Source organism: Nocardia beijingensis NBRC 16342 (assembly GCF_001612785.1).
Classification (GTDB): domain Bacteria; phylum Actinomycetota; class Actinomycetes; order Mycobacteriales; family Mycobacteriaceae; genus Nocardia; species Nocardia beijingensis.
The window spans coordinates 22853-43268 of the sequence record NZ_BDBC01000054.1 but is presented as its reverse complement, the minus strand read 5'-3'; the positions used below and the strand labels follow the sequence as shown (position 1 = coordinate 43268).

18 protein-coding genes are annotated in these 20416 nt (G+C 70.6%); 9 read left to right on the top strand and 9 right to left on the bottom strand.

Features of this window, described 5'->3' with window-relative positions; translation table 11 throughout:
• On the bottom strand, nucleotides 1–945 hold the full coding sequence (locus NB3_RS26830) for a PAC2 family protein (RefSeq protein WP_067809042.1): 945 nt from the start codon (nucleotides 943–945) through the stop codon (nucleotides 1–3).
• A gap of 278 nt (nucleotides 946–1223) precedes the next feature.
• Here NB3_RS26830 and NB3_RS26825 point away from each other — a divergent pair, with 278 nt between their 5' ends.
• Entirely contained in the window at nucleotides 1224–1922 is a 699-nt protein-coding gene (locus NB3_RS26825; RefSeq protein ID WP_244892098.1) for a sensor domain-containing protein, read from the top strand.
• Between the two features lie 425 nt (nucleotides 1923–2347).
• The gene (locus NB3_RS26815) at nucleotides 2348–3421 is read left to right on the top strand and encodes a DUF4192 domain-containing protein (RefSeq protein WP_244892097.1); all 1074 of its coding nucleotides are present in this window, start codon (nucleotides 2348–2350) and stop codon (nucleotides 3419–3421) included.
• A 143-nt stretch (nucleotides 3422–3564) separates the two neighbouring features.
• Here NB3_RS26815 and galE read toward each other — a convergent pair whose 3' ends face one another.
• Nucleotides 3565–4545 carry a UDP-glucose 4-epimerase GalE gene (gene galE, locus NB3_RS26810; RefSeq protein WP_067808905.1) on the bottom strand — a complete coding sequence of 327 codons (981 nt, stop codon included), beginning with the start codon at nucleotides 4543–4545 and terminating at the stop codon, nucleotides 3565–3567.
• 3 nt (nucleotides 4546–4548) lie between these two features.
• Nucleotides 4549–5235 (bottom strand): iron-dependent transcriptional repressor DtxR, encoded by a 687-nt coding sequence (locus tag NB3_RS26805; RefSeq protein ID WP_067808903.1) that lies wholly within the window; start codon nucleotides 5233–5235, stop codon nucleotides 4549–4551.
• A gap of 209 nt (nucleotides 5236–5444) precedes the next feature.
• Between NB3_RS26805 and NB3_RS26800 the strand changes: the two genes are divergently transcribed.
• The 3 genes from NB3_RS26800 to NB3_RS26790 all read left to right on the top strand — a co-directional run bounded on the left by NB3_RS26800 (nucleotide 5445) and on the right by NB3_RS26790 (nucleotide 9837).
• Nucleotides 5445–6716 carry an acetoin utilization protein AcuC gene (locus tag NB3_RS26800; protein WP_084823704.1) on the top strand — a complete coding sequence of 424 codons (1272 nt, stop codon included), beginning with the start codon at nucleotides 5445–5447 and terminating at the stop codon, nucleotides 6714–6716.
• Entirely contained in the window at nucleotides 6709–9381 is a 2673-nt protein-coding gene (locus NB3_RS26795; protein ID WP_067808901.1) for a bifunctional acetate--CoA ligase family protein/GNAT family N-acetyltransferase, read from the top strand. Before NB3_RS26800 ends, NB3_RS26795 begins: the two co-directional genes overlap by 8 nt.
• A gap of 153 nt (nucleotides 9382–9534) precedes the next feature.
• Complete coding sequence (locus NB3_RS26790) at nucleotides 9535–9837, top strand: DUF4333 domain-containing protein (RefSeq protein WP_067808899.1); 303 nt, start codon at nucleotides 9535–9537, stop codon at nucleotides 9835–9837.
• A 159-nt stretch (nucleotides 9838–9996) separates the two neighbouring features.
• Here the strand turns inward: NB3_RS26790 and NB3_RS26785 are convergent, their stop codons facing one another.
• The 3 genes from NB3_RS26785 to NB3_RS26775 form a co-directional block, all read right to left on the bottom strand.
• Nucleotides 9997–10965, bottom strand: coding sequence for a sigma-70 family RNA polymerase sigma factor (locus NB3_RS26785; RefSeq protein ID WP_039799182.1), 969 nt, complete (start codon nucleotides 10963–10965; stop codon nucleotides 9997–9999).
• Between the two features lie 195 nt (nucleotides 10966–11160).
• Nucleotides 11161–12660 carry a DUF7782 domain-containing protein gene (locus tag NB3_RS26780; RefSeq protein WP_067808897.1) on the bottom strand — a complete coding sequence of 500 codons (1500 nt, stop codon included), beginning with the start codon at nucleotides 12658–12660 and terminating at the stop codon, nucleotides 11161–11163.
• A 110-nt stretch (nucleotides 12661–12770) separates the two neighbouring features.
• Complete coding sequence (locus tag NB3_RS26775; RefSeq protein ID WP_244892096.1) at nucleotides 12771–13553, bottom strand: VOC family protein; 783 nt, start codon at nucleotides 13551–13553, stop codon at nucleotides 12771–12773.
• Nucleotides 13554–13696: 143 nt separating this feature from the next.
• Between NB3_RS26775 and NB3_RS26770 the strand changes: the two genes are divergently transcribed.
• Nucleotides 13697–14992 carry an MFS transporter gene (locus NB3_RS26770; protein WP_067808895.1) on the top strand — a complete coding sequence of 432 codons (1296 nt, stop codon included), beginning with the start codon at nucleotides 13697–13699 and terminating at the stop codon, nucleotides 14990–14992.
• A 30-nt stretch (nucleotides 14993–15022) separates the two neighbouring features.
• On the opposite strand, the gene NB3_RS26765 is transcribed toward NB3_RS26770, so the two are convergent.
• Entirely contained in the window at nucleotides 15023–15376 is a 354-nt protein-coding gene (locus NB3_RS26765) for a DUF3099 domain-containing protein (RefSeq protein WP_067809037.1), read from the bottom strand.
• 261 nt (nucleotides 15377–15637) lie between these two features.
• Between NB3_RS26765 and NB3_RS26760 the strand changes: the two genes are divergently transcribed.
• On the top strand, nucleotides 15638–15874 hold the full coding sequence (locus tag NB3_RS26760) for a DUF3039 domain-containing protein (protein WP_039799212.1): 237 nt from the start codon (nucleotides 15638–15640) through the stop codon (nucleotides 15872–15874).
• Between the two features lie 9 nt (nucleotides 15875–15883).
• Here NB3_RS26760 and NB3_RS26755 read toward each other — a convergent pair whose 3' ends face one another.
• Complete coding sequence (locus tag NB3_RS26755) at nucleotides 15884–17026, bottom strand: YihY/virulence factor BrkB family protein (protein ID WP_067809033.1); 1143 nt, start codon at nucleotides 17024–17026, stop codon at nucleotides 15884–15886.
• Nucleotides 17027–17215: 189 nt separating this feature from the next.
• On the opposite strand from NB3_RS26755, the gene NB3_RS26750 reads away from it, so the two are divergent.
• The gene (locus NB3_RS26750) at nucleotides 17216–18961 is read left to right on the top strand and encodes a DEAD/DEAH box helicase (RefSeq protein ID WP_371855944.1); all 1746 of its coding nucleotides are present in this window, start codon (nucleotides 17216–17218) and stop codon (nucleotides 18959–18961) included.
• 3 nt (nucleotides 18962–18964) lie between these two features.
• Here the strand turns inward: NB3_RS26750 and NB3_RS26745 are convergent, their stop codons facing one another.
• Nucleotides 18965–19567, bottom strand: coding sequence for a TetR/AcrR family transcriptional regulator (locus NB3_RS26745; RefSeq protein WP_067808891.1), 603 nt, complete (start codon nucleotides 19565–19567; stop codon nucleotides 18965–18967).
• Nucleotides 19568–19671: 104 nt separating this feature from the next.
• Between NB3_RS26745 and NB3_RS26740 the strand changes: the two genes are divergently transcribed.
• Entirely contained in the window at nucleotides 19672–20412 is a 741-nt protein-coding gene (locus tag NB3_RS26740; RefSeq protein WP_067808889.1) for an SDR family NAD(P)-dependent oxidoreductase, read from the top strand.
• Nucleotides 20413–20416: the final 4 nt, after the last annotated feature.

Genomic DNA, 20416 nt, shown 5'->3' with positions numbered 1-20416 from the left:
TCAGTCCTGTTCGCCCTCGTCGTCGCCGTTGTAGCGGCCCTGCTCGGCGAGGAATCGCTCGAACTCGGCGCCGAGTTCGTCGCCGCTGGGCAGCTCGCCGTCACCCACAAGCAGGCTCGACTGCCGCTCCTGCGCGGTGACGAAGCTGTCGTACTGCCGCTCCAGCGCGTGCACGACCGTCTCCACCTCGACGTTGCCCGCGATGTGCTCGTTGACCTGTTCGCGCACCCGAGCGGCGGCCTCGCCGAGCGCGGCCAGTGGGATCTCGAGGCCCGCGTTGTCGGCGACGTTCTCCAGCAGCGTCTGCGCGGCCTCCGGGTAGGCGGTCTGCGCGAGGTAGTGCGGTACGTGCACCGAGAAGCCGACCGATTCGTGACCGTGCTGCGCCATGCGGAATTCCAGCAGCGACGACGCGCTGCCCGGCACCTGGAGTTCGCCCGGCCACCGCTGGTGCTCGGAGATCAGGTCGCGGTTGGAGGAGTGCGCGGTCACACCCAGCGGGCGGGTGTGCGGAATCGCCATGGGGATGGCGCTGAGGCCGATGCTGCGCCGCACTCCCAGCTGCTCGGCGAGCAGCCGCACCGCGGTGGTGAACTTCTCCCAGCGTAGGTCCGGCTCCAGACCCGCGAGCAGCAGGAACGGGGTCCCCGCGGTGTCGCGCAGTGCCCAGAGATTGAGTTCAGGCTCGGCGTAGTCGGAGAAATGATCGGTCTTGAACGTCATGAGCGGACGCCGCGAGCGGTAGTCGAGCAGCTCGTCCACGTCGAACGACGCCACAAGCTCGCTTTCGAGACTTTCGCGCAGGTGCGTGGTCGCCAGCCGCACCGCATGCCCTGCGTCGGTGAAACCTTCCAGCCCGTGCACCAGGACCGGGCCCGCGCCGTCGGCGGACGACAGCTGCGGAGCGGGGAACTCCAATTCGTACATTCGCGACTCGTAGTCCATCGCGTACTCCTTCCTGCGCGGCTCCTGCGGCCGGACACGTGCCTCACGCGCCAGTGTGGTTGCCTGCCCGATCGTTCGCCACTCCTGGTGGTGCGAGACGAGCAGTCGTCCGAACCGGGGACCGCTGTCCATTGTCCCCCATACCGTGGCGGCACCGCGCACGGCCGGACACCGACCCGTACTCCGAGCCAACAGCATCGGCGGCCCGCGCATTCCCGGCCCGGCGGCGTGGCATCACGGACGGGCCCCGGGGAGTGCGGCACAGTGGGGATGTGACCGTGGCGGATTCGAGGCGCATGCGGCTGGGCCGGGTGGCACCCGTCGTCTTCGCGATACTGCTCGCAGGATGCGGCTCGACGGTGCCGGGGCGCCCGGCTCTGTCGGCGCCGACCGCGGTGACCCGGCACGTGAGCGCAGAACTTCCGGCGCTGTTGCCGGATCCGGGCCAGTTTCCCGCGCCGTACACGGCGGTGGTGCTGCCCCAGGAGGCGGTGGCCCAGGCGGCGGGTGACCTGGACGGCATGGGCCGCGGCGCGAATGTCGAGCCCAGCCGGTGCGTGCCGCCGGAGCAGGACTTCGGGCCCGATCGCACGGCGATGGCGGTCGGCACGGACGACGCGACGCGCGCCACGCTGACCGTCGAATTGACCCGCACCGGCGAGCCGTTGGCCGCCCTGCGCGCCCGGTTGGAGCAATGCTCATCGGTGCGGGTGCACCGGGCCGGCGCCGCCACAACCGTGACATCCGAGCCCGCCTCACCGCCGCCGATCGATGCCGACGACGCCCTTTCCCTGCGCAGGACCGTGCTACCGGAGGCGGGTGGCGCCAGGCTGACCCGATCGATGCGCACGCACGTCGCGCAGACGGGGGACGTGCGAATCACGGTGACCTACATGTCGTTCGCCGACGGCGAACCGGATATCGCGGCGCTGGACGCTCTGTTCGCCACCGCGGTGCGCAAAGTGCGCGAGAGGTAGCGGCCGGCACGATAGCAGGCGCCTCTGACACGAGTCACCGGTCCGCCGTCATGCCGGTCGATTCGTGCACAGCGCGAAGCGGATTCCCCAGGGCGGCGGAATCGCCAGGTCGGCGTCGAGGACCGGCCGCCGCCGAGTCGCATGGTCGAAGCATGACGACTTCCGCGAACCCGTTTCGAGCCCCCGAGCCGGTCGATGCCGGACATACCGGCACGGGAGAGGAATCGCCGCCGGACTCGGGCCTCGGCCATCCACCCGGCCGCGACCCTTCCGACGCTGTACCGGGCGCTATCGGCGCGCCGCACCCGCTTTCGCGCCCGCCGGAGCACGGACCAGGTGCGTGGAACCTCGGGGGACGCGCGCGGCACGCTCGATGCCGCGAAGATCCGCCGCAATTTCATGGTGCCCCGGAACACGTTGTGCGGGTGGATGACCCAGCGGAGCTGATCGCGGCGGTACCGGCGATGCTCGGGTTCACCCCGGAACGATCGGTGGTCGTGCTCGTCCTGCGGCCCGCCGCGTCCGGCGGCGCGACGGTCGACGCGGTGGTGCGGTTCGATCTGGACTCGCCCGGCGGCAGGCGGGTGCGGGGCGCGACGCTGGCGGCGGCGGTCGCGCGGATCTGCGCGCACGATCGAGCGGCCGAGGTCATCGCCGTCATCGTCGACGAACGCGCCGCCGAGCCGGGCGCCGACCGGCCGGAGTGCGCGACCGGGCGCTTCGACGTGCTGGTCGGCTCGCTCGGCAGGCGGCTCGCGGCGTGTGACATCGCCCTCGCGGGAGTCTGGGCAGTGCGTGCGATCGCCGCCGGCCAGCGCTGGTGGACGTTGGCGGGACCGCGGCGGCGCGGGGTGCTGCGAGATCCCGCGGCATCCCTGGTGACGCTGACGCACGTGCTGGACGGCAGGCCGATCCGCGGTTCGCGCGCCGAACTCACCGATCTGGTCGCGCCGGACCCGCTCGCGCGTGCCGAGGTGGCGGCGCACCTGACCGACGCGATCGCGCGCGCGGGCGAGCGCTATGCGCGGGCGGCGCGTCGTGGCGATCCGATCGGATACAGCAGGCAGGCGCTCGACCATGTGCTGTGGCAGATCGCCAACACCGCTTCCGGCGCCGCGCTGATGGCGCCCGAACTCGCGAAGATCGCCGCGGCGCTGCGGGATCGGGCGGTGCGGGACACGATGTTCGCCTTGGCCGTCGGCGACCACGCCGCCGCGGCGGAGGCGGTGTGGGTCGCGCTGACCCGCGCGCTGACCGGTACGGATCGGGCCGAGGCCGCCGCCTTGCTCGGCTACAGCGCTTACGTCCGTGGCGACGGACCGCTGGCAGGCATCGCGCTGGAAGCCGCGCTGGAGGCGGATCCGGGACATCCGATGGCGATGCTGCTCGATACCTCGCTGCGCTTGGGTATGCGCCCGGAACAATTGCGCCGCCTCGCGCACAGCGGCTACCGGACCGCCGCTGGTCTCGGTATCGATCTCGAGGAGCCGACGCCGTGAAGCCGGATACGCGGGGCGGCGACACCGAGCCGGTGGCGCGACCGGCGCGCAGCGTTTCGTTCGGGCCCGCGGCGTCGCGGCTCCGGAGCAGCCGCGTCACCGCGGCCCGAGCCGGTGTGGGGCCGACTCGGGCAGTACGCGGACTATTTCGCGCTGTGCGCGCGGGAGCCGAGCGATCGCAGGAACGCCCAGGCGTCGGTGACGATCTCGTCGAGATCGTTGTGCTCGGGCCGCCAGCCGAGTTCGGCGACGGCCCGTTCGCTGGACGCGATGAGCGTCGCCGGGTCGCCGGGACGGCGCGGCGCGTCCTGCGCGGCGATCGGCAGGCCGGTGACCCGCTCGCACGCCGAGATCACCTCGCGAACGGAGAATCCGGTGCCACTGCCGAGGTTGTAGATCCGATGGATGCCCGGCTCCGCGGTCGCCAGAGCCAGCAGATGGGCCTGCGCGAGGTCGCGGATGTGGATGTAATCGCGGACCGCGGTGCCGTCCGGGGTGGGCCAGTCGGTGCCGAAGACCGAGATCGCCTTGCGATGCCCGGCCGCCACCTGCAGGACCAGCGGGATGAGATGCGTTTCCACGACGCGGTTCTCGCCGAGCCCGCCGTAGGCGCCCGCGACGTTGAAGTACCGCAGGCTGGTCGCCGCCAGCCCGTGCGCGACCGCGTAGGAGGTGATGGCATGGTCGATGGCCAGCTTCGACGCGCCGTACGGGTTGGTCGGGCGGGTCGGGGCGTCCTCGGTGATCGGTACCTGTTCCGGCTCACCGTAGACCGCGGCGGTGGAGGAGAAGACCAGGCGCGGCGTTCCCGCGCGCCGCATCGCCTCCAGCAGTTCGAACGTCTTCACGACGTTGCCGTGCCAGTACTTCTCCGGCTGCTGCACCGACTCGCCGACCAGCGACTGCGCCGCGAAATGCAGGACACCGTCGAAAGGTTCGGCGGCCAGCAGTTCCGGCGCGGCGATGGCCACGTCACCCCGCACGAACCGGGCGCCGGACGGCACGCCGTCGGCGTTGCCGGTGGACAGATCGTCGACCACGACCACGTCGTGGCCGGATTCCAGCAGGACCTGTGCGCAGACGCCGCCGACGTAACCCGCGCCGCCCGTGACGAGAAGTCTCATGGATCAGGCCAGCTTCACCTGAACGGCGTGCGCCATCTCGTCGGGCAGTTCGAACCCGTCGTGGCCGGGCACGGTGATGATCACCGAACCCTGCTTCGTCTCCACCGTGACGCGGGCGTCGGGCACCACGCCCGCCTCGCGCAGGCGGCCGATGACCTCCGGGTCGGTCTGAATGTGCTCGGCGAGCCTGCGCACGACGACGGCGTGCCGCTGGCCGTGCGGCAGGTCGGACAGGCGCAGCAGCGTCTCGTCGGCGGCCACAGGGGGGATGATGCCCAGTTCGTCCAGGCCGGGGATGGGGTTGCCGTACGGGGAGGTGGTGGGGTGGTTGAGCACCTCGACCAAGCGGCGCTCGACGTCCTCGCTCATCACGTGCTCCCAGCGACAGGCCTCCGCGTGCACGTTCTGCCAGTCCAGGCCGATGATGTCGACGAGAAGCCGTTCGGCCAGCCGGTGCTTGCGCATGACCGCGACGGCCATGCTGCGTCCCTTCTCGGTCAGCTCCAGATGACGGTCGCCCGCGACCAGCAGCAAACCGTCACGTTCCATGCGCGCGACGGTCTGGCTCACGGTGGGACCACTCTGTTCGAGGCGCTCGGCGATCCGGGCGCGCAGGGGCACCACGCCCTCCTCCTCGAGGTCGTAGATGGTACGGAGATACATCTCCGTGGTGTCGACCAGATCCTTCACCTGTTACCCCTTCGTCGGCACGAATTCTACCCACGCGCGACGGCACCTCCGTGTGCCGGATCGTGCCGCTCCACGCTGCGCACGACATCTCCGGCGGCATCGCGGGAACCCGATCGGCGCACGGCAGGCGGCCGTGAGCGTACTTTCTTGTATTTGTACTGCATAGGAACGTTTCGCGGGGTTCCTTGCTTCCCGCTAGCGTTGCGATCATGGCCACTGCACCGCGCGGCGAACCTCGGGCGCCGATTCCGCCCGGAACCAGCCGCACCGGAACCGTCGTCTGGACCGAGCGTTTCCTGGACTACCGCTGGACTCCGGAGCACCCGATGCAGCCGGCGCGGCTGAAGTTCACCATGGCGCTGGCGGCGAGTCTCGGCCTGCTCGAAGGCGTCGAAGTGCTCGAACCCGCCGCCGCCGACCGTCAGGATCTGCTGCGCATCCACACCCCCGACTACCTCGACGCGGTCGAACGCGCCGTGCCGCCGGTGGGTTCGCCCGCCGCGCCGCCCTACGGCCTCGGTTCCCCGGACAATCCGGTGTTTCCGCACATGCACCGGGCCGCGTCCACGATCGTCGGCGGCACCTTGGCCGCGGCACGGGAGATCGCCGAGGGCCGCGCCACGCGAGCGGTGAGCATCGGCGGTGGCATGCATCACGCGACGGCCGATTCGGCGGCGGGCTTCTGCGTGTACAACGATCCGGCGGTGGCCATTTCCTGGCTCCTCGACCACGGATTCGACCGCATCGCCTACATCGACGTGGACGTGCACCACGGCGACGGCGTGCAACGGGCCTTCTACGCCGACCCGCGCGTGCTTACCATCTCGCTGCACCAGCATCCGGCCACCCTGTGGCCCAATACCGGTTGGCCGGAGGAGACGGGCGTCGGCGCGGCGGAGGGCACGTCGATCAACCTGCCGTTGTTGCCGGGCACCCGGGACGCGCAGTGGCTGCGCGGCTTCCACGCCGTGGTGCCGGGCGCGGTGGCCGCGTTCGGCCCGCAGATCGTGGTCAGCCAGTGCGGGGTGGACAGCCATCGCGAAGATCCGCTGGCCGACTTGGAACTGACCGTCGACGGGCAGCGCGCGGCCTTCCGCGCCATGCGCGAACTCGCCGACCGTTACGCCGAGGGACGCTGGCTGGCCGTCGGTGGTGGCGGATACGGATTGGTCCGGGTGGTGCCGCGGGCCTGGACCCACCTGCTGGCCACCGCGTTGGACCGCACCATCGATCCCGCGACGGCGATCCCGCAGGACTGGAGCGACATGATCCGCGCGGCGGTGCCCCGCGCCGACCCGCCCCTGACCATGGGCGACGGCGGCGACGTCGCCTACCGTCCATGGGACGGACCCGGCGGTACCGGTGAGACCGGTGACGCGCGGGTCGATCGCGCCCAGCGTGCCGTCGACACGGCCGTGCTGGCCACCCGCCGAGCGACTTTCGGGTTGCTGGGTCTGGACCCGGAGGATCCTCGTGACTGACTTCCCCGACACCGCGGACACTCCCGCCACCCCGCCCCCGCCGCCGCAACACTGGTTCGCCGACGTGCTCGCCTCCGACGGTGGCGTCGTCCGGCTGCGCCCGATCACTCCCGACGATGCCGAGCGGCTGCAGGAGTTCCACGGCGCGCTGTCGGATCGCACGAGGTATCTGCGGTATTTCGGGCCGTACCCGCGCATCTCGCCGAAGGACCTGTATCGCACCACCCACGTCGACTATCACGACCGGGTGGGCCTGGTACTGGAACTGGGCGAGGCGATCGTGGCGGTGGGCCGCTACGAGTTGCTGGAACGGGACGGGCCGCGGGCGGCGGAGGTCGCGTTCGTGGTCGCGGACGGCCATCAAGGGCGCGGGCTCGGCTCGATCCTGCTGGAACATCTGGCCGGCGCCGCCGCCGAGAACAAGATCGAGACCTTCGTCGCCGAGGTGCTCGCGGAGAACACCGTGATGGTGACGGTCTTCCGGGACGCGGGCTATCAGGTGGAGCGCAGCCGCGACGGGTCGGTCCTGCATCTCGAATTCGCCATCGATCCCACCGAAGCCCTGCTGTCGGTGCGCGACTCGCGCGAACGCGCGTCGGAGGCGCGCAGTGTGGGCAACCTGCTCACGCCGCGGTCGGTCGCGGTGATCGGCGCCACCTCCGCGACCGGGCGGGTCGGTGGTGCGGTACTGGCGAATCTGCTGTCGGGCCTGTTCCAGGGGCCGGTGTTCCCGGTGAACCCGAACCGCAAGTCGGTGCGCGGGGTACGGGCCTACGCGACGGTCAGGGAGATCCCCGACGAGGTCGATCTCGCCGTGGTCGCGGTGCCGCCCGCGGCGATCGGGTCGGTGCTCGACGACTGTATGGCCAAGGGTGTCAAAGGGCTCGTGGTGCTCACCGCGGGTTTCGGCGAGACCGGCGAGGAAGGGCTGGCGGCCGAACGCGAACTCGTGGCGGCCGCTCGTGGTCACGGCATGCGCGTGGTGGGGCCGAGCGCGCTCGGCATCGCCAACACCGACCCGTCGGTCGCCATGAACGCGACGCTCGCCCCGGTGTTGCCGGGTCGCGGACGAATCGGATTCTTCTGTCAGTCCGGTCCCTTGGGCGCGGCCATTCTGGGCGAGGCGGCTGCCCGCAATCTCGGTTTGTCGACGTTCGTGTCGGCCGGAAACCGTGCCGACGTCTCCGGAAACGACCTGCTGCAGTACTGGGACAGCGACCCTGACACCGATGTGGTGCTGCTCTACCTGGAAAGTTTCGGCAATCCACGCAAGTTCTCCCGGATCGCGCGCCGGGTGGCCAGGACCAAGCCGATCGTCGCGGTGAGCAGCGGCCGCTCGGTCGCCCAGCCCGCGGGGGACATGGATCGTTCGATCGTGCGAGATCTGTTCGCGCAGGCCGGAATCGTGCAGGTCGACTCGATCTCCGAACTGTTCGACTGCGCCGCGCTGCTGGGCTATCAGCCGTTGCCGCGCGGCTCGCGGCTGGCGGTGGTCGGCAACAGCACGGCGCTGAACTGGTTGGCCGTCGACGCGGCGCAGGGGGAGGGCCTCGAGGTCGGCGAGCCGGTCAACCTCGGCCCGCAGGCGACGCCTGGCGCGTATCTGGACGCCCTCGTCGCGGCCCTGCGCTCGGACGAGACCGACGCCGTGATCGTCGTTTTCGCACCGCCGGTGCCGCTGCCGACCGGGGGATTCGCCGACGCGATCCGTGCGGCGGCGGCCGCGGTGCCCGAGGCGACGAAGCCGATTCTCACCACGTTCGTCGCCGAGCAGGGCATTCCGAACCTGCTCGCGGTGCGCGGGCCGGGCGCCACGGCGGCGCACGGTTCCATCCCGTCGTATCCGGATCCGGAACGCGCGGCGCGGGCGCTGGCCAGGGTGCGGCGATACGCCGAATGGCGGACCAAGCCGGTCTCGCCGGTGGTGCGTCCGCCGGGCATCGACACCGACCGCGCGCGCCGATTGGTGGCCGACTGGATGGCCGGTTCGGGCGGTCGCAGGCTCACCGATCTGGAAACGGTGGAACTGCTCGCCTGCTACGGCATCTCGGTCGTCGAGTTCCGCGAGGTGCGCAGCGCGGAGGAGGCGGTCGCGGCCGCGGAAGCACTCGGCTATCCGGTGGCGGCCAAGGCGACGGGCGAATTGTGGCGGCGCAGGCCGGATCTCACGGGCGTCCGGCTCGATCTGTGGCGACCGGAAGCGGTGCGCCAGGGCTACGCGGATCTGGCCGAGCTGTGCGGTGATCCGGTGCTGCACATCCAGAGGATGGCCACCAAAGGCGTGGGCTGCATCCTGCGCGTGCAGGACGACCCGTCGTTCGGCTCGGTGATCGAATTCGGTCTCTCCGGCTTGATCATCGAGTTGCTCGGCGACCGCGCCTACCGCGCACTGCCGTTGACCGCCGATGAGGCGACGGCCCTGATCGACGCGCCGCGGGCCGCGCCGTTGCTGTCGGGTACTCCCGCCAGTCCCCGCGTGGACAAGGCCGCCCTGGCCGAACTGGCGCAGCGCATCTCGGCCCTGTTCGACGACCTGCCGGAGATGCGGGAACTGGCCTTCGATCCGGTGCTGGCCTCGCCGACCTCGGCGGAGATTCTTTACGCGCGCGCCCGTATCGGACCCGAGCCCAGCCGTTTCGACACCGGTCCGCGCCGGCTGGGTTGAGCCGAGAACGATCCACCGGGCGAGCTGCCCTGAACATGGCGCGGGTACGACATCGGCTCGCACACGTCACACGCGAGCCGTCCGATAACGGGCGATCGCCGTTGCCGCGATCTGAAGGATGGCACGTTCGTCCGAAAGAAAGGCCTGCTCGCCATGAAGATCCGCAGTGTTGCTCTCTTGTCGCTGCTCGCGGCGGCGCTCACCGCGTGCTCCGTCAGCATCGGCACCCCGAAGGTCCAGGAGGCCGACTTGGAGAAGTCGGTCAAGGATTCGCTCAGCGAGAAGGTCGGTCAGGAACCCGACGCGATCGATTGCCCCGGCGATCTCACCGGCAAGGAAGGAACCACCATGCGTTGCACGCTCACCGCGGGCGGGGACACCCTCGGTGTGCTGCTGACGGTGACCTCCGTCGAGGGCGACACCGTGAAATACGACATCGCGGTGGACCAGAGCTGAGGCCGAGAAGGAGGTAAGCGGGGGATACGACACCGCCGACCGGCTCGCGCGACGCCCGGAGGGGACGGGCACGCGCGCATACCGGTCGGCGCGGAAAGGTGACCCCGGCGGAAGGGTCACCGAGCCGAACGCCGGCGCTGCGCGGCCGGCGCCGGACGGTCAGCTGGCGTAAGCGCGGAGCCGGTCGGCCCGCTCGCCCTTGCGCAGCTTCGCCATGACTTCACGTTCGATCTGACGCACCCGCTCGCGGGAGAGACCGAAGAGCTTGCCGATCTGGTCCAACGTGCGCGGCTGGCCGTCGTCCAGGCCGAAACGCAGCCGGATGACCTGCTGTTCGCGTTCGTCCAGGGTGGCGAGCACGCTGCGCACATCGTGGTGCAACAGCCCGGCGATGACCGCGGACTCGGCCGAGGTGGCCTCGGAGTCCTCGATGAAGTCGCCCAGCGGGGCCTCTTCGTCGTTGCCGACCGGCATGTCCAGGCTCACCGGGTCGCGGCTGTGGTCGAGCAGATCGGAGATCTTGTCGACCGGGATGCCGGATTCGGTGGCCAGTTCCTCGTCGGTGGCCTCGCGGCCCAGCTGCTGATGCAGTTCGCGCTTGATCCTGGCCAGCTTGTTCACCTGCTCGACGAGGTGGACGGGCAGGCGGATGGTGCGGCTCTGATCGGCCATGCCGCGGGTGATGGCCTGCCGGATCCACCAGGTGGCGTAGGTGGAGAACTTGAAGCCCTTGGCGTAGTCGAACTTCTCCATGGCGCGGATCAACCCGAGGTTGCCCTCCTGGATCAGATCGAGCAGCGGCATGCCGCGGCCGGTGTACCGCTTGGCGAGCGAGACAACAAGGCGCAGGTTGGCTTCGAGCAGATGCGACCGGGCGGCCTGACCGTCGCGCACGATCATCGCGAGATCACGCTTGCGGGACGCGGACAGTCGCTTGCCGGTCTCCAGCAGGTACTGCGCGTAGAGGCCCGCCTCGATGCGCTTGGCCAGCTCGACCTCGTCGGCAGCGGTGAGCAGTGCGGTGCGGCCGATCCCGTTCAGGTACACACGTACCAGGTCGGCGGCAGGGCTCTGAGCGTCGAGGTCCGAATCGCTGGTGCGCACACGAGTGGTGGCGGGGCTTGTCATGACTTGCCTCCTGTCGGTGGTGTCTCACTCCGATAAACGGACCCGACAGGGAGAAAGTTCCCCGTTACGGCTGGCATAAACCGCTCTGAGCAGCGGTTTTCGCCCCTCTCGTCTGAGAAGTTCCTGAGAAGCGCCGCAGCGCGGGGACGATCCCCGGCCGGGACCTGCACCAGCCGGCGCGCGGTTGCCGTTGCCTCACACGGGCTTGATCAATCCGTGCCGTACCAGCCCGGTGACCACGGACAACGCGTCGGCGGCGAACTCGGCGCCCACCTCGTCGGATCCGTGGGCGAGCGCCAGCAGTTCGATCAGCTCGTACAACGGCAGGCCGTCGGCGCGCATTCCCGCCAGCAGCGAGATCGTGGTCTCATCCACTTCGTGTTGCCAGCGGGGGCCGTCGCCGCGATGCAGCCGCGCCACCTCCTGCGCCCATCCCTCCTCGCCGTGCAGGTACACCCGCTCCAGCGCGGTCGCCCTGTCCACGACGAAACGCGAAGACCAGGCGAGATTCTCGTCCCGGGCGACGGCTCGCAACCAGGCCGAGCGCTCGAAATACCGCACGGCCTCCGTGCCGAGCGGATCGTCGAATCCGTGGGTGAGGTCCTCGGCGAGCAGTTCGGTCGGCCCGTCGATGGCGCGCAGATAGACGAACCCGAATCCGATGCCCGCCACGTCGGCGGCCTCGAAGGCGTCCAGCCAGCGCTCCGCGCGGGCCTGCGCGGCGGGATCGCGCGGGTCGGCGCCCGCGTCGCGCAGCCAGGTGCCCACGTACAGGGCCGGGTCGGCCACGTCACGTTGCACCACCCAGGCGTCGACACCGTGCGCGGGCAACCAGGACGAGACGCGCCCGCGCCAATCCTCACCGTCGGCATGGACCCACGCGGCGAGCATCGCGGCGGTGCCGCCAGGGGCGAGCAGGTCGGCGGCCTGCGAGATGACCAGTTCGCTCGCGCCGTCGAGCGCGAGACCGGAATCGCGATAGGTGTGCTCCACCCGTCCCGGGCCCACCACGAACGGCGGATTCGCCACCACTTGGTCGAAACGCCTGCCCCGCACCGGTTCGAACCACGAGCCCTCCACCAGCTCGATGTCCAGCTCGTTGAGCGCAGCGGTGGCCTCGGCCAGCCACAACGCGCGGGGATTGACGTCGGTGGCGGTCACCCGCCGCGCATAGGAGGCGGCGTGCACCGCCTGCACGCCGCACCCGGTGCCCAGGTCGAGGACCGTGCCCACCGGCTGGGTGGGTGTGGCGCGCAGCAGCGAGAGGGAAGCATGGCCGACGCCGAGGACGTGATCCTCGGTCAGCGTGCGCCGCCGCATCGAGTCGTCGAGGTCGGACAGGACCCACCGCGTGCCCGCGCCCGCGTCCAGCGGCCGCAGGTCCAGCGCCGCCCGCACTTCGTCGCCGTCGCGGTCGAGCAGGCCCGCCGCGACCGCGCGGTCGATGTCCACGGGAGCAAGCGCGACGGCCACCTCGCGCTCGGGCAGCGCGTCGCCGAGCAGCAACAGGCGGATGAGGGTGCCGAGCTCGCCGGCCGCGCGGGCCGCCCGGCGCACCGGCACCGGCTCCGATCGGCCCAGTGCCGCGTGTGCGTCACCGAGCACCGCGAGCAGCGTGTCGGCGTCGTAGCCCACCCTGGTGAGCGCGGTCCGCAGCTGCGGGCACAGGGCGGTGAGCAGCGATCCGGTGGTCATCGATCGGTTCGTAGGCACACCGGTACTCTGCCACCGCGGCCACCGGCCGCGGGCCGGACGCCCGCTGTGGCACGGCGCCGCGGTGCCTCCCGGGGACGCGGGGAGGCTGGTCAGACGCCGCTGGGGTCGCGTCCGGTCACGCAGTACAGCGCGTCGCCGGGGTCGCTCAGGACGATCCAGTGCTCGTGGCGTTCCACCACGGTCGCGCCGAGCGACTCGTGCCACGCGGCGGTGGCTTCGACATCCTCGGCAGCCAGATCGACATGCGCGCTGGTCGGCCGGTTCTCACCGAGCCGCTGCAACAGCAGCTGCGCGGGCAACTGGCGTTCCGCGCAGCGCAGGCGCGCGAACTCCGGCCGCCTGCCGGGTTGGTAGGACCACCCGGTCAGCAACTTCCAGAAGCGGGTCTCGACCTCGTGGTCGTCGGGACCGATGTCGAGGCACACCTGATCCAGGCGCGACAGCGTGCCGTCCGGAGCCCGCACGGCCGGCGCGGGCGTGCTCGTCGCGCGGCCGCTGGGCGTCAGGCAGAACGTCTGGCCGCCGGGGGAGCGCAGCACGGCGTAGTCGGGATGGTTGGCGACCAGCTCCGCTCCCAGGTCGAGCGCGGCGCGCACGGCGGACGGGATGTCGTCGACGTCCAGGTCCAGGTGCACACCGCCGAGCCCGGTCACCGCTTGCATCTTGACACTCGCCGCGGCGAACAGCGCGGGGTCCGGCAACAAGGTGAGGAACTCGTCGTTCGCGCCGCGCCGAGGGGACAGCTCGGTGCCGGTGACCGTCGACCAGAACTTCGCGCAGTCGTCGAAACGCTGCGCAGGGCGGTCCAGGAAGACCCAGATCCACCGAATCATGTGCACTCCTGTCTCGTCGCCCGCGTGTCCGGTGATCATGGTGAGCGAGGCTGCATGCGACCCTAGGTACACGTGCCCGGCTTGTCGAGAAAATACCCGCGCCGCAGATTTTGGCTCGAATTTGATGCTAAGTGGCATTTCAGCCACTCGTTGCGGCCGCATACTTCCGGCAGTCTCATCGGGTGACCGAACTGCAGACGCCACCGCCCGTTTCCGTCGATTCCCCGCCGCGCCGGCGCTTGCATCCCGCGTGGCTGGTCGCGGCCGTCGGCTTCGTCGCCCTGCTCGGCGCGGCCGGGTTCCGGTCCGTGCCGAGCGTGCTGATGGACCCGTTGCACGAGGAGTTCGGCTGGTCGCACGGAACCATCGGGACGGCCGTCTCGCTGAATCTGCTGCTGTACGGCCTGATCTCGCCGTTCGCCGCCGCCCTGATGGACCGCTTCGGCATTCGCAGGGTGGTGACGTGCGCGCTGCTGCTGGTCGCCGCGGGCAGCGGGCTGACGGTGTTCATGTCCCGGCCGTGGCATCTCGTGCTGACCTGGGGCCTGTTGGTCGGCATCGGCGTCGGGTCGATGTCGATGCCGTTCGTCGCCACGATCACCGGCCGGTGGTTCGTGCGCCAGCGCGGTCTGGTCACCGGTGTGCTCACCGCCGCGGGCGCGACCGGGCAACTGGTCTTCCTGCCGCTGGTGTCCGCGCTGGCGCACGCCCACGGCTGGCGGGTGCCTTCGCTGATCGTCGCGGGAGCGGCGCTGGCCGTGGCGCCGTTGGTGCTGCTGTTCATCCGGGACTATCCCAGCGACCTCGGCGTGCGCGCGTACGGCGCCGCACCGGACAGCACCGCGGGGCTGCGCGTGCCCGCCGCCGTTGGCGCGTCGCGGGCGCTCACGGTGCTCGCCGCGATCGCGCGCCGTCCCGGTTTCTGGTTGCTCGCCGGCGGGTTCGCGGTGTGCGGCGCGTCCACCAACGGGCTGGTCGGTACCCATTTCGTCAGTGCCGCGCACGATCACGGCATGCCGCCGACCACCGCGGCGAGCCTGCTGGCCGTCGTCGGCATCTTCGACGTGGCGGGCACCATCGCCTCGGGTTGGCTGACCGACCGGATCGATCCGCGTTACCTGCTGATCGGCTACTACACGTTGCGCGGCCTGTCGCTGCTGATCCTGCCCGCGCTGCTGGGGCCGGGCACGCAACCGAGCCTGTGGATGTTCATCGTCTTCTACGGCCTGGACTGGGTGGCCACGGTGCCGCCGACGGTCGTGCTGTGCCGTGAACTGTTCGGCGCCGACGGCCCGGTCGCCTTCGGGTGGGTGTTCGCCTCGCACCAGATCGGCGCGGCGGTGGCGGCCACCACGGCGGGCGTCATCCGCGACGCGCAGGGCAGCTACGACCTCGCCTGGTATCTGGCGGGCGGTCTGTGCGGCGCGGCCGCCGTGATGTCGGCGGTCATCCGCAGGGCGCCGGCCACGGCGGGGTGATCCGCTCGCGGCGAGCAGGCCCCGGTGGGTTCAGCCGTCGATGGCGTTGTGCGGACGCGATTCGATGGCCGTGCGCGGACGGTCCCACCGGCTCGGCTCGTCCTTGCGGCGCGGGGGACGGTCGTTGGCGATCAGCACCGCGATCCAGGGCAGCGGGATCGAGGCGACGATGATCAGGATGGACAGCAGCGGGTTGCCGAACGCGCTGTAGGCGATCGCGGCCAGGACCAGGCACGGTATGCGGAACGCCATGATGATCGTGTACCGGCGCACCCGGGCCCGGTGCTGGTCGTCCAGCGAGGGCGCCGCCTCGGTGATCAACGCGGGGTGCTTGTCGTCACTGCCTGGGAAGTATCCGGCGGAACGGCGGGGCTGCGTCGGCATCGTCACGTCGGGGTGCTCTTCGCGGTCGCGGCCGTCGGCGGATGGGGAATCGCCGTTCTGCTGCATACCCCGAGTCTTCCACTCGCGGTCCGCCCGCGCACATGCCGAGGTCGGTTTCCGTTTCTCGATGGTGTCGCTCGATGCGGCACCGCGGCCGTTTCCCGCTTCTCGGCGGTGTCGCCCAAGGTCGGCTCACGGCCCGGAATCGCGGGTGACACCGTGGTCAGCGGGGCTGTCGCGGGATGCGGCATCATGGAGTGCGTGAGCACCGACACCATGGTTCGCCCGGATACGACGACCGACGAGACGACGGGCGACGACACCCCGAAGTTCTTCCACTACGTGAAGAAGGACAAGATCGCCGAGAGCGCCGTGCTCGGCACCCACGTGGTCGCGCTGTGCGGAGAGGTCTTCCCGGTGACCCGTTCGCCCAAGCCGGGCTCTCCGGTGTGCCCGGAGTGCAAGAAGGTCTACGACGGTCTACGCAAGGGCGACTGAGGCGAAGCGCTACTCGCCGGACGAGGACCGCGCCGCGCGCAAGTCGAGCACGGCGCCGCGGCCGTCGGAGCCCGTGTCGCCGGGGTCCGGAGCGGCCTCGTCCTGTTTCGCCGTGTCCTCGTCGGTTCCGCTCTCTCCCCGCACCTGATTGGCGATCCATTCCTTGACCTGCTCCATGCGCGTCGCGCGGGCGGGCCAGAACTCCTGTACCGCCGCGTTGAACTCCGCGCCAAGGATCACCGCGAAGCCGAGGAAGAACGTGAACAGCAGGAAGGCGATCGGGGTCGCCAGCGCGCCGTAGGTGACGCCGGTGCGGCTGACCCAGGACAGGTAGCGGCGCAGCACCTCGCTGGCCGCCATGAAGAACACGCCGGCCACCAGTGCCCCGCCGAAGAGGCGGTGCCAGGGCAACGAGGTGTGCAGGGCCAGCTTGTACAGGGTCGTGAGCCCGACGATCAGCAGCAGGCCGACGCCCGGGTAGTAGAAGAAGTCCAGCAGTTGCAGGCCGGTCGCCCGCCATGCGGTCGGCAGCACCCGCCCGATCAGCGTCGGCCCGAGCGCCACCAGCGGCAGGATGAACACCGACGCCGCCAGGAACAGCACGTACAGCAACAGGGCGAAGATGCGCTGCCACACCGGGTGCCGCGCGTCCTGTTGATCGTGGGCCTCCACGATCGAGTCGACGAAGGTCGCCATCGCCGACGATCCGGCCCACAGCGACAGCACGAAGCCCACCGACACCACCGCGCCGCGCCCGCGCCCGAGGACGTCCTGCACCGTGGGCTCGATGAGGTCGGTCACCACGTTGGCGCTGAACAGATCCCGGCTGAACGCGATGATCTTGGACTCGACGATCTGCACCGTGTCCGGGCCGAACCAGCCGCCGACGTAACCGAGGCTGCCGAGCAGGCCGAGCAACAGCGGCGCCAGCGAGAGCGTCTGCCAGAACGCCGCCGCGGCCGACTTGGCGAAGATGGAGTCGGCCCAGGCCTTCTCCGCCACCCGCATGCTCAGCGCCGCGGCCCGCCTGCTCATCGCCGCGGTCCGCGCGCTCGCGCGGTCGGCCCAGGTATGTGGGCGCGCGGGGTCGGCGCGGGTCGGCGGTGCGTCTCTCCGCGGCGGATCGCCCGGGACGGCGTGGTGCTCGGTCATCGTGCTTACAGCATCGCGCACTTCGGCGATCGGCATGGGGTGTGCGCGATGTGTCGGTGGGCGTCCGGTGAACTCGCAGCGTCCCGGCTGGTGGCCGTGTGATGCCCGTCGCGCCCGCCGCGTCGGTTTGGCGACACACCGTGGCGGGCCGCTAGGGTCGTCTGCGTGACTGGGTCGGGTGGCGCCGCTGTGGCGGGAGAGACAGAGACGCCGGGCGATTCCGAAGCGGTGACCACCACCTCCGGTGGCTCCCTGCGCGCCTGGCAGCGACGTGCGCTGACGAAGTATCTGGCCACCAAACCACGGGACTTCCTCGCCGTGGCGACGCCGGGGGCGGGTAAGACCACCTTCGCGCTGCGCGTGGCCGCCGAACTGCTGGCCGACCGCACCGTCGACCAGATCACCGTGGTGGCGCCCACCGAACATCTCAAGCACCAGTGGGCACAGTCGGCGGCGCGTGCCGGGCTCGCGCTCGACTCGCGGTTCTCCAACTCCACCGGTGGCACCTCGGGTGACTATCACGGTGTCGTGGTCACCTACGCGCAGGTCGCCGCGCATCCGTCGCGCCACCGTGTGCGCACCGAGAATCGCAGGACGCTGGTCATCCTCGACGAGATCCATCACGCGGGTGACGCCAAGAGCTGGGGCGACGCGACCGCGGAGGCGTTCGGCGACGCCACCCGCCGCCTCGCCCTGACCGGTACGCCGTTCCGCAGCGACGACAGCCAGATTCCGTTCGTCGTCTACGAACCCGACGAGTCCGGCTTCCCGAAGTCCCGCGCCGATCACACCTACGGCTACGCCGAGGCGCTCGCCGACGGCGTGGTGCGGCCGGTGGTCTTCCTGGCCTACTCCGGCGAAGCGCACTGGCGCGACAGCGCGGGCGAGGAGTATTCCGCCCGCCTCGGCGAGCCGCTGAACGCCGAGCAGACCGCACGCGCCTGGCGGACCGCGCTCGACCCGGCCGGCGACTGGATCTCCGCGGTGCTGCGCGCGGCCGACATCAGGCTGCGCCAGAAGCGCGCCTCCGGCATGCCCGACGCGGGCGGTCTGGTGATCGCCACCGACCAGGACCGTGCCCGCGACTACGCCGAACTGCTGGAACACATCTCGGGCGAGAGGCCGGCGCTGGTGCTGTCCGACGACCCGGCTTCCTCCCACCGCATCGCCGAATTCAGCAACAGCACCCAGCCCTGGATGGTCGCGGTCCGCATGGTGTCCGAGGGCGTCGACGTGCCGCGCCTCGCCGTCGGCGTGTACGCGACCAGCGCCTCGACGCCGTTGTATTTCGCACAGGCGATCGGGCGTTTCGTGCGCGCCCGTAAGCCCGGCGAGACCGCGACCGTGTTCCTGCCCTCGGTGCCGGTGCTGCTGGACCTGGCCGCGCAACTGGAATTGCAGCGCGACCACGTCATCGGCAAGCCGCACCGGGAGAAGAACGGCCTGGACGATGAACTGCTGATCGATGCGAACAAGCAGCAGGACGAGCCGGGCGAGCAGGAGAAGTCCTTCGTCGCGCTGGCCGCCGACGCCGAACTCGACCAGGTGATCTACGACGGATCTTCCTTCGGCACCGCGACGTTCGCCGGAAGCGACGAGGAAGCCGACTACCTGGGCATTCCCGGACTGCTCGACGCCGAGCAGATGCGTGCGCTGTTGCGTGAGCGGCAGGCCAAACAGGTCGCCGAGCGCAGCGCGCCCGTCCCCGATCCCGGCCCGCAAGTGGCGGGCGCCGCCGAGCGGGTCGCCACCGCCGATCGGCTGGGTGAGCTGCGGCGCGAACTCAACAGCCTGGTGGCGATGCACCACCATCGCACCGGGAAGCCGCACGGCGTGATCCACGGCGAGTTGCGCCGCGAGTGCGGCGGGCCGCCGACCGCATTGGCCACCGCGGAGCAACTCGGTGAGCGCATCGCCGCGCTGCGCCGCAAGTAGTCGTCAGCGGGCGGGGGCGGGCCAGGCGGCCATGGCGCAGTCGATCGACGCGGTGAGTTCCGCCGGCGACGCGCCGTCTCGCGCCTGGATGGACAGGCCGTAGAGGACCGTGGTGTAGAAACCGGCGAGCGCCGCGGTGTCGGTGCCCGGCGGCAGATCGCCCTCGGCGACGCCGCGCTCGAGCCGTCGCCGGATGTCTTCGGTGGTCGCGCGGCGCTTGTCGATCAGAAAGTCACGAACGCCGGTGTTGCGGGTGGTGTAGGTGGAACCCGCGAGCACCACCATGCACCCGTGCGGCTTGTTCGCTTCGGTGTAGGCCGCCGCGTTGTCCCGCAGCATCGCCTCGACGGCCGCTCGCGCGGTGGGTTGCTCGCGCAGCGCGCGGGCGGTGTAGCCGCCGTCGGTGTGCCCGTAGAGCTCGACGGCCGCGCGGAACAGCGCCTCCTTGCCGCCGAACGCGGCGTACAGGCTGGGGGAGTTGATCCCCATCGCGGCGGTGAGGTCGCTCATCGACGCGCCCTCGTAGCCGTGCTCCCAGAACACCTCCATGGCGCGGCGCAACGCCTCGGCGCGATCGAAGGCGCGCGGTCGTCCCCGTTCAGCCATGCCGGACCTTTCTGTGTCGATCGTTAAATATACCCCTTGACACCGTGGCGGCGAATGCGCTTGGCTATTTATGTACTGATCGACACAAAATTGAAGGAGTACCGATGCCGGAGTTGACGGGCAAGGTCGCGCTGGTCACCGGGGGTAGCCGGGGGATAGGGGCGGCGATCGTGCGCCGCCTCGCGGCCGCGGGCGCGGACGTGGCGCTGACCTACCAGCACGCCGAAGAGCAGGCGAAGACGGTGGTCGGCGAGGTGGAGGCGCTCGGACGCCGAGCCGTCGCAATCCGGGCCGACAGCGCCGACGCCACCGCCGTGCGCACAGCGGTCGACCGCGCGGCGTCCGCACTCGGCGGGCTGGACATCCTGGTCAACAACGCGGGGATCTTCCCGGCGAAGCCATTCGGGGAATTCACCGTCGAGGAGATCGACAACGCGCTCGACGTGCACGCTCGTGCCGCGTTCGTCGGTGCGCAGGCCGCGGTCGCGCACATGACCGACGGCGGGCGGATCATCAGCATCGGGACCAACCTGACCGATCACGCCCCATTCGACGGGGTGACGCTCTACAACCTCAGCAAGTCCGCCCTCAACGGCTTCACCAAGGCGCTGGCGCGCGAACTGGGCCCGCGTGCGATCACCGTCAACCTCGTGCAGCCTGGCTCCACCGACACCGACATGAACCCGGGCGACGGCGCGCACGCGGAGCGGCAGCGCGACCGCACCGCGCTGGGCCGCTTCGGCGCCGCCGACGATGTCGCTGCCGCCGTCGCCTTTCTCGCCGGGCCGTCCGGCCGCAGCGTGACCGGCGCGTTCCTCACCGTGGACAGCGGCACCAACGCCTGATCAT